Here is a 15,036-nt window from a genome sequence, read left to right on the forward strand (position 1 = left end):
TCGCCGCGGGGCAAGGCGGTCGAGTGCCTGGCTCGGACCTTCCGCGTCCGGCGGAAGGGTCCCCGCCGGACCGCTTCCGCCTCCGCTTCGAATTCCGTCACCCCTGACCCAGCGCGAGCATCATGCGGCCGCGCGGGGCCTTCGGCGCCTCATGCCCAGGGCCACGAGCCCGAGGACAAGCGAGGCGCCGAGACGCGACGAGGTCGATTCCCCCGCGGTCCGGCAGCTACAGTTGACGGAACCGGACGGCGGGGCGCTTGGGCCGCTGCCGGTGCTCGTGGTGCTGCCCGTGCCGGTGCCGCTGCCGGTGCCGCCACCGCCATTGCCGCCGCTGCCGCCACCGCCATTGCCGCCGCTGCCGCCACCGCCATTGCCGCCGCCGCTGCCGCCGCCACCGCCATTGCCGCCGCTGCCGCCGCTGCCGCCGCCGCCGCTGCCGCCGCCGCCGCCGCTGCCGCCGCCGCCGCCGCTGCCGCCGCCGCCGCTGCCGCCGCCGCCGCCGCCGCTACCGCCGCCGCTGCTGCTGCTGCTGGCGCTACCGCTGCTGCTGGCGCTACCGCTGCCGCCGCTGCCCGCGGCGGGCTTGGGCGCGCAGGCGCCGAACGTCGTGTCGCAGAAGTACCCGGTCGCGCACGATGCGTCCTCCGTGCATCCCGTGGCGCATGTTTCTCCGACGCACTTGTATCCCTCGGTGCATGCCTCCACGCTGCCCGGCACACACGTCCCCTGACCGTTGCATAACGACGCGCTCGTCTGCGTCGCGCCGCTGCACCCCGCAGGCGCGCACGCCGTCCCGGCAGGCCACAACGCGCAGGCCCCGTTGCCGTCGCACGAACCATTCTGCTTGCACGTGGACGGGACCTGCACCGCGCACTCGTTGTCGGGATCCTGGTTCAGGGCCACCGGCCCGCAGCTCCCGTCCTGTCCTTGCCCCTTTTTCGCCGCTGCGCAGGCCTGGCACTTGCTGGTGCACGCCGAGTCACAACAAACGCCGTCCACGCAGAAGCCCGACTGGCAATCGAGCGCCGTGGCGCACGCCTGCCCGAGCCCGCCCACGACGGCGCACACCCCGGCATTGCAGGCGCTCCCCGGCAGGCAATCCGCGCTCGAGGCGCACGAGGTCTTGCACGCCCCGTTCGCGCAGGCATAAGGCGCGCAGTCCTTGCCGGCGAGCTCGTTCGTGCACGTCCCTTGACCGTCGCAGATCTGGCCCTTCACCACGTTGCCCTGGCACGAGGTCGGGCCACACGCGACGCCCTGGGGCCAGAGCTGGCACGCGCCGCCGCCATTGCAGAAGCCCGTGCTGCCGCAGCTCTCCTGCGCCTGCGCGGGACACTCGTCGTCCGGATCCACGCCCACCGCGATGGCGCCGCAGACGCCGTCCGTGCCGGAGCCCTTCTTCACCGCCGTGCACGCGACGCAGAGGCCGGCGCAGGCCGTATTGCAGCAGACCCCATCCACGCAGCTCCCCGATTGGCATTCCGCCGCGACCGCGCAAGCCGTGCCGTCCGGCACGAGCAACTTGCACGTGCCGCCGATGCAGGCCGATCCCGCCGAGCAATCGAAGTTGGTGGTGCAGGCATTCTTGCAAGCGCCGCCCGCGCAGGTGTACGGCGCGCAGCTCTGCGGGGCGCCCGAGGCTACGCAGCCGCCGAGCCCGTCGCAGACGCGGGTCTGCACGGCATCGCCGGAACAGGCCGGATCGCAGAACGTCCCCGCCGGATGCAGCGCGCAGGCCCCGTTGCCGCTACACACGCCCATGGTGCCGCAGGTCGACAACGCCTGCACCGCGCATTCGTTGTCCGGATCGAAGCCGAACGCGATGGGCCCGCACGTCCCGTTCGAGCCCGCGCTCTTCTTCGCCGCCGAGCAGGCCTGACAGGACCCATCACAGGCAGTATCGCAGCAGAAGCCCTCCACGCAGAAGCCCGTGAGGCATTGCGAGCCCTTGAGGCACGCGGTTCCGTTCGGATCCAGCGTGTCCACGATCCGGGCCCTGGCGCGGAATGCCCATACACCGGGGCTCGTGTCGGCGGCGCTGTACGTCACGAGGACCTTGCCCTTCGGCCCCGCCGCGATGGCGGGCGTCCGCTCCGGCAGAATGCCGCCCGTGATGAGCAGCCCAGCGGGATCCACGACGACGCCGTCCGGGGAGATGCGGGCAGCATAGATGTCATCCTGGCCCACGCCGTTGCGCTCGTCCTCCCATACCGCCACGTACTGGCTGCCGTCCCAGGCCACTCTGGCCTTGTCCTGGGCGTTCGTCGTGGACGAGATAGGAATGAAGGAGCCGAGGAGGGTGCCATCGGCCGCGACGCGCAGGCCCCTCACATCACCGCCGCTATCGACCACGAGCCAATCGGTACCATTCGAGGCGATCTCCGGGTTGACAAGGAACGGCCTCACCGTGCTGAGGACCACGCCCGCGGGGCTCACGCGTCGGATCCCTCCAGCCACCCAGGTTCCAGCCGGCCAGGCGACGAGATAGTCGGTACCATTGTACGCGATGGAAGGCACAGCGTATTCGGGGTCGATGTCGAAGCCCAGCGGATCGAGCACGGTGCCGGCCTGCGAGACGCGCGTGCCCCGGATGCCGTCGTTGCTGTCCCTCCAGACCACCATGTAATCCGCACCTGCCGGGGCGATGGCGGGCTCCGCTTGCTGAAAATTGTGCTTGCCGACGGCCAGGCCGGCAGGATCCAGCACCGTGCCGCTGGCCGAGACGCGGGTGCCGTAGATGTCGAAGGCGAGGGACGAGTTTCTCGCATCGGTCCAGGCCACCAGCCAGTCCGTGCCGTTGGAGGCGACGCTCGGCGCGCTCTGGGCCTGCGCGTGGGTCGTGATCGCGATCCCGTTCGGATCGAGGACCGTGCCGCTCGTGTCGATCCGCGCGCCGTAGATGTCGGACTGCGGGCCGGTGCGGTAATCGGTCCAGGTGACGAGCCAGCTCGACCCATTGTAGGCCACCACCGGATCGCCCTCCCTGTTCTTCCCCAACGAGAGCACGGTGGGCGAAGCGCCGATCAGCGCGAGCGAGCTGTCGAGCCGGAGGGCGACGATCTCGTTCCCGCGGCTCATGGTCAAGAGGAGGTTCGTGCCGTCGTTGCTCGCGGCTATCGCGTTTTCGTTGTCGTAGTCGAGCGGGCCCGTGTAGACATAGGCGGACGCCTTCACCACGCCCATGGTGTCGAGTTTCGTGGCGCCAATGGTGAAGGTCGAACCTTGTGGTTCGGCCCAGAAAACGTAGTGGTGGCCATTGAAGGAGGTCGCGGCGACGTTCTCGAGGCCCGCGTTCACGGCGCCGCCCGTCAACGCCTGCCCGGTGCCGTTGCCCGGGAGCGTCCTCCAATGAACGTTGACCTTGTTGATCGCGCTATCGTAACGCGTCCAGAAAAGGGCCCCTGTCGTCCCATCGGTGGTGACCTCGAGAGAGGCCGGCGTGGAGGCGCTCGGCACGGGGATGGGTTCCGGGTCGAGCGGCGCGCCTGCCGGCGTGAGCCTCACGTAGTGGGGCGACGACGACTGTTTAAAGAAAACACGCACTTCCCCACCGTACATCATGATCCTCGGTGAGGAATACTCCACGGGGTATGTATTGGCGAGGGTAGTGGTGGCCCCCACCGTGCCATTCGAGCTTACCAGCGTCACCCGGACCCCGCTCACGCGATAGGCCACGATGAACGTCGAGCCGGTCCACACGATGTCCGTCCCCTCAGCGCTAGGAGAAGTGTCGACGACAAATCCATTCGGCTCCTGAACCACGCCGGCGGCGCTCACGCGCGTGCCGAAGATGCCTGTGTCGTTCGGGCGGCGGTCGTTCCACACGACCATCCACTGGGTTCCATCCCATGCAAGCGTGGGCTCGCTCTGCTCTCCCGCCGCCGCCGAGATCACGATCCCATTCGGATCGAGGACCACGCCCGCGGACGAGACACGCGTCCCGAAGATGTCGCTGCTGCCTACACGCTGGTCCGCCCATACGACGAGGTAGCTCCCGTTGCCGTAGGCCACGTCGGGTTGTTCCATGGGCCCATACGCCTGCCCACTCACGGGCACATCGATGGCAATCTCGGGCCCGATCACCGGGTCGAGCACGGCCGGATACACGCTCGCCTCGACCGCGGCGGCAGGGACGGTGATCACGATCGCGCCGTCCTGGTAGGTCACGGGCACGTTTGTCTTCGTCCCGCGGGCGTCGATCCACGTGGCCTTGCCATAACGCACGCCCGCGCCGGTCGCCTCGTCCTTGAAATGCAAGCCCCCCTCGGTCGTCCCTGCGTACGCCTGGCCCGAGACATCGAGCCGCGCCACGAGGTCGCCCTTACCCGCAGGCTTGTCCGCAAAGGAAAAGCTCTGCTCCACGCCCTCTTCGGTATTCTCCAGGTGCTCGACCGCGGCGCCGCGCGTGATCTCGAGCTGCCCCTCCTCGTCGATCCCCGCGCGCGGGGCGGGCCCGAGCAGCGACGCGCCTCCGCGCGCAATGTCGGCGAGCGTCACGACGAGCGGCGCGTCCGAGAGCTCGCCGCCCTTCTCTCCGGAAAGCACGGGCGCGACGCGCAACTCGCTTGCATTCGCCGTCACCGCGTACGTGGTATGCCCCCCGGAGAAGCGCTCGCCTTCGGGCCGGAAGGCGAAGTGAGCGCGCCGCATGACGCCGTCCAGATCGATGTCGGGAGCTTTCGCGTGGTTGTCCGCGCCGGCCGCAGGTGCGGCGGGCGCCGGATCGCTCGGTGGCTCCCCCTCGGGATGCTCACACCCTGGCACGGAGAGCGCGGCTCCGCCGAGCAAGAGCAAGGCCGTCGTGAAGAACTGTCGGAACGTGGTGCGCCCCCTCGGGTGCCCCGATATCCCCTGTTGCACTGGGTTCATGATAACCCTGACACGTGGCACGGGGGGCCGTCCGCTGCAAGTACAATTACACGTCTTGCAAACGAACATTGGATGCCAAAGACACCGGCGGCGGGGGAGGGGAGACGAAGGGCTCCGCGGAGCTATTTGGCCTGATGGATGCCGAGGAGCTGCCACTCCCAGGCGGTCACGACGCCGGTCGCGCCGCCATGTTGTCCCAGAAGATCGGCCATGCCCGCCACCGTCTTCTCGCGGGCCCAGTCGCGCTGCCATTCCCCGCCCACGGCCATCCACGTGATCGGCACGGCCCCCGCCTGGACCATACGTCGCACGGCCATGTCGTGCGCCTCGGCGGTCACGCCGCCCGACGCGTCGGTCACGATGTAGACGTCGTAGCCTTCGCCAAGCGCGTGAATGACCGGCATGGCGAGACAAATCTCGGTCCAGAGGGCGGCGATGATGAGCTTCTTTCGGCCCGTCTTCTCCACGGCCTCGACGACACGGCGGTCTTCCCAGGTATTGATGAACGTCCGATTGATCGGCTTTTGCTCCGGGAACACGTCCTGCAGCCCCTTGATCAGGTAGCCGCCCCGTTCTTCGAGCACCGTCGTCAGGATGGTCGGCACGCCAAACGCCTTGGCGGTCTTGGCCAGGCCGATGACGTTGTTCACGATCATCGTCGGCTCGTGGCTGTGCAGATTGGCGAATTGATACGGCTGGTGGTCAATCAGCACGAGCACGGAGTTCTCCGGCGTCAGCAGCGCATCGAGCCCGACCTTGGCGTTCCTTGAACCGCTCATGAAATCTCCTTTTTGGCGCTCGTCGGGCCCCGCTCACCCACGCGGGATGCACGTCGCGAGCGCCTCGTCGTCGAAGACGCATGCGGACCATGCCGCGGTTCCTCCTCTTGCACCAGGGGGGGATTCCGGGTAGGACCGTTCCACCTCCGGAACGACATGGACCTGAACCAGATCCTCGTCTTCGTACGCGTCGTGCAGGCGGGCAGCTTCAGCGCGGCGGCGCGGCACCTGGGCCTCCCGAAGTCGACGGTGAGCCGAAAGATATCCGAGCTGGAGGAACGGATGGGCGCGCGGCTGCTGCAACGCACGACCCGCAAGCTCAGCCTCACGGATGCAGGACGTATCTATTACGAGCGCACCGCCGCCATCCTGGGTGAAATCGAGGAGGCCGAACAGGCGGTCGGTCGCCTGCAAGCGGCGCCCCGCGGCCTTCTGCGCGTGACGGTCCCGCTCGGGTTCGACATGCTGGGGCCCATCGTCGCCGAATTCCTCGAGCGGCATCCGGACGTTCAGATCCAAATGGTCTGCACCGACCGCAGGGTCGACCTCGTCGAAGAGCGCTTCGACATGGCCATCCGGGCCGGACCGCTGCAGGACTCGATGCTGGTCGCGCGCCACCTCGGCACGGCGAAGACCGCCCTCGTGGCCGCGCCGAGCTATTGCAAGCGACACGGCATTCCGCAGACGCCGGCCGATCTCCAGAAGCATTCCTGCGTCGCCTTTGGTGTCAACGCCACGCCGAACGTCTGGATCTTCGAATCCGGCGGGAAGCGGACCGAGGTTCGCATCACGCCGCGGCTGACCGTAAACGACCAGGAGCTCATCCGCGAGGCCGTCCTCGCGGGTGTCGGAATCGCCTGGTTGCCCGAGCACCTCTACACGGACGGCCTTCGCAAAGGACATTTGCGTCGTCTGCTCCCCGAGTGGGGCGCCCCCGCCGACGTGCCGGTGCACGCGCTCTACCCGACGACACGCCAGCTTTCACCGAAGGTGGTCGCCTTCATCGATCTCGTCGCCAAACGGATCCGCATTCACGGCTGACGGCGCGGAGCTGGGGCGTTGCCCCAGACCCCACCGGGGCTATCCGCCCCTGGACCCGGACCAGCGCAAGCGCTGGACTCGGGGTCGATGAACTGCGCGATGCGCAGTTCATCGAACAGCCGCTGGCAAGACCAGCGACGACCCTGCCCACCAAGGCCACAGCGCTGCTGGTTCAACGGGCAACGCACCCGTCGCCAGCTTGGAACCCACCTCCATGGTCTTGCCACCGGCCCGTTGGAAGAACTGCGCACCGCGCAGTTCTTCCACCTTCGGTCCAGGCCGTGCCTGGTCCGGGTCGAGGAGCGGACAGCCCCCGCGGGGTCCGGGGCAGCGCCCCGGCGCGACGGCCCCAAGAAGAGACCATCGACCCTCCTTCGCGTCTCCTCGGCGCATGCACGCGCCTCCTCTAGGCTGCGCCGCATGAATGCTTGGAAAAACGTGCCCGACGTCGGGATCGATGCGATGGCTTTGAGCGTGCCCCGCGGTTATGTCGACCTCGCCGAGCTTGCCGAAGCGCGCGGGGTCCCGCCGTCGAAGTACCTCAGTGGGCTCGGTACACGCCAGATGACCATCGCCGCGCCCGACGAGGACCCTGTGACCCTGGCTGTCAACGCGGCCCGCCGCCTCTTCGAACGATCCGGCGCGAACCCTGCGGAGATTGGCCTTTGCATCGTCGGCACCGAGACCGCCGTCGACCACTCGAAGCCGGTCGCCGCGTTCGTCCATGGCCTGCTCGGGCTGCCGAGCGCTTGCCGGATGTTCGAGGCCAAGCACGCTTGCTTTGGCGGCACTGCGGGGCTGCTCAGCGCTGTCGACTGGATCGCCTCCGGCTCGGCCCGTGGGCGCGCCGCCCTCGTCGTCTGCACGGACATTGCACGATATCCCCTTCGATCGGCCGGTGAGCCGACGCAGGGCGCGGGCGCCGTCGCCTTGCTCGTCCGGGAAAAGCCGCGGCTCCTCTCGCTCGAGGTGGGCCAGACCGGCACCTTTGCACGCGACGTGCACGATTTCTGGCGTCCGCTCCACCACAAAGAGGCCCTCGTCGATGGGCACTACTCGGTGCAATGTTACCTCGACGCCCTGGAAGGCGCTTACGATGCCTGGCGCCGCCTCGACGGCGCTGCGGACGAGCCGCTCGTGCGGACTTGTTATCACGTCCCTTATGGGAAAATGGCCCGCAAGGCCCACCGGCACCGCCGGATGCTGGAGGGCGCGACCGAGCAGGCCGCGGACGCGTCCTTCGGGGTGGAGGTGGAGCCCTCCCTCGACCTGCCGTCCCGGATCGGCAATGTCTACACGGGCTCGCTCTACCTCGCGCTCGCCTCCCTCCTGAACGCCCAAGCGCGGGAGATCGCCGGAAAGCGGATTGGGCTCTTCAGTTATGGATCCGGCTGCTGCGCGGAGTTTTTCGCTGGCAGGACGACCCCGGAGGCCGCCGCGCTCGTGGATCGACTGGACATCGACGGGCCGCTGCGCGACAGCCAGCGCATGACGGTCGCCGAGTACGAGCGCCTGCGCGCGGAGGATGCCGCTGCCGATCGCCGTACGGCGCCGGAGAGCGCGCGGCCGCGAGGCAAGGCGAACGAATGGGATCGCGCGGTGTATCTCGGGGTCGATTCGAACGAGCGGCGGGTGTACGCGTACGCTTGACGAGGCCCTGAACGCCCCACGCCGGCCTACCCGCCACCGGGGAATCCTCCCGTCGCGTATCTAGCCTGGCGAGGACAACCTCCGGAACGTTCCCCTCGTCCTTCTCGCTTCGTCCGGAGGGGGCAGGGGACGGCCCCGCCATTCTCCTCGCCTGGCCATCACGCAGCCCGGAACCTTCCCCCCATCCTCCCAGCGTGCCTGGAACCCATCCAGGACCGGCCCGACCCTCCTCCCAGCGTGCCTGGAACCCAACCGGGAACAGCCGGACCCTCCTCCTCGCCACGCTAGAACGCAGCCGGGAACGTTCCCCCCTCGCTCCTAGCTTTGCTCTGACGCACCGCGAAACGTTCCCCAGGCCCTCCCAGCGTGACGATGACGCAGCCAGGAACGTTTCCCCCTCGTTCGCGTCGGATCCGTGCGCCTCTTGCCTTCGAAAGGCAAGGCCTGCTACGTTCGCGGGCAGACTTGGGGGGAAAACACGAGGACCCATGGGTGCCAGCTTGAACCAGATCCCGCGCGCGGAGAAGCGCGACATCGCCAGGAAGATCAAGGAAAACCTCGAGGCACGCGCGGCCAAAGGCCCGCCGGAGCCCGCGCTGGATATCTACATCAGCGAATGCACGGACATCACGGACGCCCTCGACGCGCACGTCACGGGGAACGTGCTCGCCCACGCCGAGCGCGCCGCCCGGCTCGCGCAGCTCGAAGCCGCCGACGACGAGGTCGATACCTGCTATCGCCATATCGAGGGGTACATCGGCGTGGAGTCGCGGCGCCGCGTCAGCCCGAACGTCCTCGGCGCCCTCGCCCTGCACCAGGCCGCCTTTCCCAATGGCCTCGCGCACGTGGACGACCCGATCGCCGACGAGAATCGCGTTTGCCGCGAGGCCCTGCTCGTGCTCCGCGCGCCCGAACACGCGGCCACGCTGGCGGCCATCGAGCTGCCGACCGTTTGGCTGGAGCGGTGGGAGAAGGCCATTCTCAAGAGTGATGCCCTGCTCGCCGAGGTCGAGAAGGCGCGCACGGAGAAGCGCGCACACATCGACGCAGGCCGTGATGCCGAGACGGAATGGGTGGAGCTGATGGTGCGGCTGCGCCGGTACGTGTCGAGCCGGGCCAAACGGTCCGATGCGGCGCGCATTCAGGAGGGGAAGGTGCTGCTCGCCCCGCTGCTCGATGCCATGGCGAAGCTGCGCGCAGGGGCGGCGGCACGCGCCACGCGGAAGGAGAACGGCAAGCAGGAGTCGCCTGCAGCGGGGGACACGACGGGCTGAGGAGGTTCGCTTCCGCCACGGATTCCGGAACCCCTGCCCCGGCGTTTCCCGTCGGATTTTGCAGCCGTAGACGACGGATCGGCCCCGTTCGCGCGGGTTGGTGCCACTTCGGAGCTTGCCGCCGCCCTTTCGGGGGTCCCCGGGCCGGATCCGCGGTCCGCTCTCCTGGCGCTGCTGATCCAGGCGGAGATCACAGCCGCCGCGGTGGGGGACATCGAGGCAGCAGGCGTCGCGCACGACGCGGCAGGCAAGCTCTTCACGTTGCTTCCAAAGGGGGACGCATCCCACGATGCGGCGCGCGCGGCACACGGTGCGGTGGCGAATCTACTTGCCGCGATGGCTACCGTGCGCGCGCCGCGAGCACCGGCGCGAGCCGTCTCTGGTAGCCGATCCCGCCAATCGACACATAAGCAGAGGTAGGGGGCAGGCGCCCTAAATGCCCGAGGAGCCCCGGGGGGCAACCCCGGGGCGCCCCGCTCGCGCGCTCATGTTACCGTTTCGACGTCCCCTGGTGCGCGACACGCCGTACTCGCAGATGATGCCCCCCTCGGGACAACTCGACGAGGCACAATTGCAGATACTCATGGACTTGCTGCGACAGCGGACAGACTCCGGCACTTAAGCACGGGAGCCCCACGATGAGCGCGCGTGACGACGTTTATCAGGTTGCCGCCCTGCTCGCGGATCTCGATCGGGTGCTCCACGGAAGAATGCCCGCGCCCCGAGGCTGGCGGCCGCCATGGCGGAGGGGTGGCGGCCGCCATCGCGCGATGGATGAGATGAGCGACATCGCGCGGGTGTTTCGCATGGCACGACGCGCGCAAAGGCGGAGCGCGTGGGACTCGCCGGCGCCGCGCACTCCTCTCACGAAGGCCATCGCTACGAGCGTCATCGGCCGGAGGAGACGGTCCTCTACCGTGTCGTGGCCGCGCACTGGCAATCCTTTCGCGAGCGAGTGGAGACCATCGGTCCGTTGCCGCGGTTCGTGGTGCGGGAGGTCGAGGAGTATCTTCGCTGCGGGATCCTTGAATATGGGTTTATTCGTGTGGCGTGCGAAGGTTGTGGCTTTGAGCGATTGGTGAGCTTCAGCTGCAAGCGACGCGGCTTCTGCCCGTCTTGCCTGGGGCGACGGATGAGCGACGGCGCGGTGCACCTGACCGAGCACGTCCTGCCCGAGGTGCCGATCCGGCAATGGGTGTGCTCGCTACCGTGGGGGCTGCGGACGCTCGTTGGATATGACCGGGAGCTCTGCGCCGAGGTGGTGCGTGCATTCGTGGAGGAGCTCTTGCGTTCGCTGCGGCGGCGAGCGAAGCATCTGTTCGGGCTTGCGAGCGTCGAGCATGTGTTTGCAGGGGCGGTGACGTTCATCCAGCGCTTCGATTCGGCACTTCGGCTCAATGTGCATGTGCACACGCTCGCGCTGGACGGGATCTATGTGCGGGATGATACGACGGGAGAGCCCGCCTTCCGTGCGCTTCCGGCGCCGACGGCAGGTGAGGTGTACGAGATTGCCGAGCGCACGGCCAAGCGGGTCGTCGCCACGCTGAAGAAGCGCGGTCGATCGGTGGACGGGCTTTGCGACGAAGGGAATACCTCGGAGGATTTCGATCCAGCACTTGCCGCTTGTTATGGTGCGGCTGCTCGTGCGCCTGCGCTTCGGGTGGTGGAGCGCGATCGAACACGAGACGATGAGCGCATGGCCGTGGTCATGGGCTTCGACGTTCATGCGGGGGCGGCCATCGATGGTCGTGATCGCAAGCGTGTGGAGCGGCTCTGCCGGTATCTGGCCCGGCCGCCGATTGCACAAGAACGGCTCGTCGAGGTCGCTGGAGGGAAGTTGCGTTATGAGTTGAAGAAGGTGTGGCGCGACGGGACGCGATTCGTCGTTTTCGAGCCGCACGAGTTCTTGGCAAGGGTATGCGCAATGATACCGCCGCCACGGTTTCACATGATCCGATTTCATGGAGTGCTTGCCCCGAATGCGGCGTTGCGCAGCCACGTCGTGGCAGCTGCGCGCCCCTCGGCTCTGGCGGGGGAGTCCACCCCTGCGACCTTGTAGATACCAAGCGCTGAACAGCTCTCGTTGTTCAAGCAAATCGAAGCGCAATCGGGTTTTGATGCGAGCAAGACGCGCCGCAAGCCGTGGGCATGGCTTCTGCGGCATGTCTTCGCGATTGATGTGACGGTGTGCCCCAAGTGTTCGGGCAATATGCACTGGCGGGCGGTGGCGCTCACACCCGACGCGATCGCGGAGGGAACGGCTCGAGCCGGGCTCCCTGCACGCGGGCCGCCGAGGAGGCCAAGAGCGCCGAGGGGCCAACTCTCGCTGCCGTTTCCGCGCTGAGGCCGGCCTCCGTGCCGACCTCAGGGCTGTGGGTTCGGCCCCCTTCACGCGTCCGATGAGCATCGGTCGTGGACGCACAGGTTTGCCCTGCAGTCAAGAAATTTCGTTCAAGACGGAGAGCATGAAGCCCCAGGGCAGGAAGCGGGGTCTCCACGCGGTGTGGAAGGGCACGGTTGCCCGCCGCGCGAGAAGCGTGCTACGCGCCGGGGAGGACGAAATCCCGGTTTGTTTGCCCTAGGCGCTCGGCGGATCTTGCACTGACATGAAAGCCTTCGCCGTCGCGTCCATCGCTACGAACCTGTTGAGGCGGACAGGCCTGATGCGAATTCGCATTGCTGCCCTCTGATGGCTCGCGTATTGTCCGCGCTTGCTACAGACAAGCACGAGCTCCCGAAGTGCCCGAGGGTCAGAGCGGGCCAGTCCCGCCAGGAACGACACGCGAGCCCCGAGAAGCCCCTGGCCGGACTCGGCTTTCGGGGCCACCCCGCGGGGGCGGCGGCTTGCAAGCAGCCTCGGCATGGTTCTTCTGGCAATCATTCTCTCCTGTGTCGACTGTGCGGCGCCCACCACTGCTACGCACACTCAACCGGCGGTTCGTCCGGTGGCCTTTGACATTTGGCAGCGTGGTATGGATGGACAAGAGACCTCGCTAGTCGACTTGGCGCTGTTCCCTGGCGGGGATGTACTCGCCGCCATCGAGCAGGGCGGCCAGCTTCGCCTGCTACGCCTGTCACCTGACGGGCAGGTCCGCGCCTCAGGGAGCTGGCCCAGCCGTTTGCTGAAGCGTGTAGCGATTGCCGTCGGCTCCGAGCGTGCCGCAGCAATCGCCATCTACAGCGAAAACGCCGAAAATGCCGCCCGCGATCTTGGACTTCTGCTCGGGATTCCCGGGCCCGGCGCCTTCCTGGTCCGTCTGGATGCGGCTCTGCATCCCACGTCCATCACGGCCATACCTTCATTGGTCAGCATCGACCGGCTGGCCCTGCATGCAAGCGGCGAGGCAGCAGTCGCCGGCCTGCACTCGTGGGGCCAAGCTCTGGTCTCTCGCCTTGATGCGCAGGGCACGGTCTCCGCCGAGCATGTTATCTACGGCCACGTCACGTCCTATTTCTCACTCAACACCCTGGCATACGATGCCGCTGGATCGCTGCTGCTCGCGGGGGTTAGTAAGCACGGTACGGCATCGCTGCGCCAGCCCGCCAGCGACCATTCCCCGAGCGCATTTGTCGCACGCTTCCCCGCTTCCGCTACGACTCCTTGGATCGCCGCATTCTCCAGCTCCTGCGTGATCTATGACCACCCGGAGTATCCGTCAGCCACACAGCTCTCATCGGGTGAGATCGTCCTCAGCCTGCAGCCGGCGATCGTGGGAACGACTGTACCTATTCCCTGGATGCCCGAGCCCCGTCCCGCTGAAACTACGCGTCTGTTTCTGTTCCTAGATGGCGCCACAGGAGCCCTGCGCAAGCGCGTGGCCGAGCCCGCTCATATGCGCGACCAGACCGTCGCCCTGAGCTCTCTTCCCGACGGAACCTGGCTTAGCCTTCGCCAGCTCTCGCTGGATGCGCACACGCTTCCTTGGCGCTGTCCGCCGGGTATCCGCAATTGCCATTACCCCAACGGTCCTCACTCGTTTGGCGCCACCCACTCTCTCGGCCTTGAGCATCGCAGCAAGGACGGGACTGTGCTCAGCACCCACCGCATTGACAGCCAAGCGGTCTTGTCTGCTTACAGACTCTGGTACAGCCCCTCGGTACAGCGACCACTTCTGGGGTTCTCCATGATTGGTTCCCTGCGCCTACACAACCAACTCATTGAGTCGCAGCAGACCCACGACAACCCCTGTCCAACCAAGCCCAGCGCCGCCCTCGATCCGGCGCAGCGCGCGCCGTATTCCTCCATACCACCGCGCGATCCCTGTGAGGTCAGTCTCCACCTAAACCAAGTCGCACTTGTCACGCACCTCTGAGCTGTGCGCTCCGGTCGGCGCGACACCGTTCATCTCCCGCAATGGAACCCAAGACCCCCCCGCCCTCTCGATGCAAATCAAAGGACATTCGGATCTTGCTCAGCTCATACGAGATTGGGTTAACGAACATGTGAATGAATTTCCATCGGATGCTGAGGCATTAGCACTCACAATGACATTGCTCGAACGAGCAGCTCTCTATTGGTTTCGATTGGCCCCCGTAGAGAAAACAACGATGCGCTCGAGGGGACGTTTATGCCCACCCCCCATGGGGGGGAGGATCTGGCACTTATGAAGGCGTGGCACGATGCGTGTTGCGTGCTCGTCGACGAGCGACGCGAGCGCGACGAGCTCCACGTCGACGAGCACGTCGATCTGCTCGCGCTCGATGGGTTTGCCCCGACGCACAGCGGGGCCTCGACAAGGGCGGTCGGCCTCCCTCGAAATCTCCCCCGAGGTCCGTGGGGCTAGACCGCGCTCGAGAGGACGTTTCTGCCGCCCCCGCATCCGGGGGGGCTGATCTGGCATTTATGAAGACGCGGCACGGTGCGTCTCGCGTGCTCCGCGACGAGCACCTCGAGCGCGCCGAGCACCCCGCCGCCGAGCACGTCGATCCGCTCGTCGACCAGCTCGCTCTCGATGGGTTTGCCCCGACGCACGGCCCGGCCGTCGCTGCCCTGGTCGACCTCGCCGCGAATCTTCCCCGTGGTCATCGAGCCCAGACCGCGATTGAGGCCGCGGTTATGCCACCCCCGCATCCGCTGAGCATTGGTCGCCTCGTCCGCGTCCGTGTTCGCACCCGCCCCTCGCCTCCGTTTCCGCTTCCGCTACCACCTCAGGGCAACGTCGACCGGGAGCTTGCCATCTGGTCCGGCGTCCGCCTCCGCTCCCGCCTCCGCCTCCGCCTCCGCTTCTGCGCTTCATCCTCCCGAAGAAGTGCTTTACAGGACTCGCGCAAGTGGTCTAGCTTGCTAGATCATGAGACAGTTCCGCGTATTGCCAGCACACGACAGATTGTGGCTCCGTCGCTTTTTAGCTGCCGCGGGGGTCGCCTTTGCCGTGTCGTGCGGAGCTGACACCTCGCCCCAGAGTCCGCCGGAGCCCTCGAAA

Annotated in this window: 9 protein-coding genes; 6 read left to right on the top strand and 3 right to left on the bottom strand. The window is 67.3% G+C overall.

Annotated elements, in window-relative coordinates; translation table 11 throughout:
• Window positions 1-120: 120 nt before the first annotated feature.
• Complete coding sequence (locus tag POL67_RS26620) at window positions 121-4,869, bottom strand: hypothetical protein (protein WP_271921970.1); 4,749 nt, start codon at window positions 4,867-4,869, stop codon at window positions 121-123.
• Window positions 4,870-4,991: 122 nt separating this feature from the next.
• Window positions 4,992-5,648, bottom strand: a complete 657-nt coding sequence (locus POL67_RS26625) for a hydrolase (protein WP_271921973.1) — start codon at window positions 5,646-5,648, stop codon at window positions 4,992-4,994.
• Between the two features lie 156 nt (window positions 5,649-5,804).
• On the opposite strand from POL67_RS26625, the gene POL67_RS26630 reads away from it, so the two are divergent.
• The 6 genes from POL67_RS26630 to POL67_RS26655 all read left to right on the top strand — a co-directional run bounded on the left by POL67_RS26630 (window position 5,805) and on the right by POL67_RS26655 (window position 14,397).
• Complete coding sequence (locus POL67_RS26630; RefSeq protein ID WP_271921974.1) at window positions 5,805-6,689, top strand: LysR family transcriptional regulator; 885 nt, start codon at window positions 5,805-5,807, stop codon at window positions 6,687-6,689.
• Window positions 6,690-7,109: 420 nt separating this feature from the next.
• Window positions 7,110-8,339, top strand: a complete 1,230-nt coding sequence (locus POL67_RS26635) for a hydroxymethylglutaryl-CoA synthase family protein (protein ID WP_271921976.1) — start codon at window positions 7,110-7,112, stop codon at window positions 8,337-8,339.
• Window positions 8,340-8,827: 488 nt separating this feature from the next.
• On the top strand, window positions 8,828-9,613 hold the full coding sequence (locus POL67_RS26640; protein WP_271921978.1) for a hypothetical protein: 786 nt from the start codon (window positions 8,828-8,830) through the stop codon (window positions 9,611-9,613).
• An 835-nt stretch (window positions 9,614-10,448) separates the two neighbouring features.
• Window positions 10,449-11,672, top strand: a complete 1,224-nt coding sequence (locus POL67_RS53720) for a transposase (RefSeq protein WP_271921980.1) — start codon at window positions 10,449-10,451, stop codon at window positions 11,670-11,672.
• Window positions 11,673-12,474: 802 nt separating this feature from the next.
• On the top strand, window positions 12,475-13,926 hold the full coding sequence (locus tag POL67_RS26650) for a hypothetical protein (RefSeq protein WP_271921982.1): 1,452 nt from the start codon (window positions 12,475-12,477) through the stop codon (window positions 13,924-13,926).
• A gap of 291 nt (window positions 13,927-14,217) precedes the next feature.
• Window positions 14,218-14,397: a hypothetical protein gene (locus POL67_RS26655; RefSeq protein ID WP_271921983.1), complete on the top strand. Its 180-nt coding sequence runs from the start codon at window positions 14,218-14,220 to the stop codon at window positions 14,395-14,397.
• Here POL67_RS26655 and POL67_RS26660 read toward each other — a convergent pair.
• Complete coding sequence (locus tag POL67_RS26660) at window positions 14,394-14,639, bottom strand: hypothetical protein (RefSeq protein WP_271921985.1); 246 nt, start codon at window positions 14,637-14,639, stop codon at window positions 14,394-14,396. The genes POL67_RS26655 and POL67_RS26660 overlap by 4 nt on opposite strands.
• Between the last annotated feature and the right edge of the window lie 397 nt (window positions 14,640-15,036).

It is taken from the genome of Polyangium mundeleinium, from assembly GCF_028369105.1.
GTDB lineage: Bacteria > Myxococcota_A > Polyangia > Polyangiales > Polyangiaceae > Polyangium > Polyangium mundeleinium.

What these genes read in the sequence shown, in the direction of transcription:
- POL67_RS26620 (WP_271921970.1), bottom strand. Translation starts at nt 4,869, where the DNA reads ATGAACCCAGTGCAACAGGGGATATCGGGGCACCCGAGGGGGCGCACC.
- POL67_RS26625 (WP_271921973.1), bottom strand. Translation starts at nt 5,648, where the DNA reads ATGAGCGGTTCAAGGAACGCCAAGGTCGGGCTCGATGCGCTGCTGACG.
- POL67_RS26630 (WP_271921974.1), top strand. Translation starts at nt 5,805, where the DNA reads ATGGACCTGAACCAGATCCTCGTCTTCGTACGCGTCGTGCAGGCGGGC.
- POL67_RS26635 (WP_271921976.1), top strand. Translation starts at nt 7,110, where the DNA reads ATGAATGCTTGGAAAAACGTGCCCGACGTCGGGATCGATGCGATGGCT.
- POL67_RS26640 (WP_271921978.1), top strand. Translation starts at nt 8,828, where the DNA reads ATGGGTGCCAGCTTGAACCAGATCCCGCGCGCGGAGAAGCGCGACATC.
- POL67_RS26650 (WP_271921982.1), top strand. Translation starts at nt 12,475, where the DNA reads ATGGTTCTTCTGGCAATCATTCTCTCCTGTGTCGACTGTGCGGCGCCC.
- POL67_RS26655 (WP_271921983.1), top strand. Translation starts at nt 14,218, where the DNA reads ATGAAGGCGTGGCACGATGCGTGTTGCGTGCTCGTCGACGAGCGACGC.
- POL67_RS26660 (WP_271921985.1), bottom strand. Translation starts at nt 14,639, where the DNA reads ATGACCACGGGGAAGATTCGCGGCGAGGTCGACCAGGGCAGCGACGGC.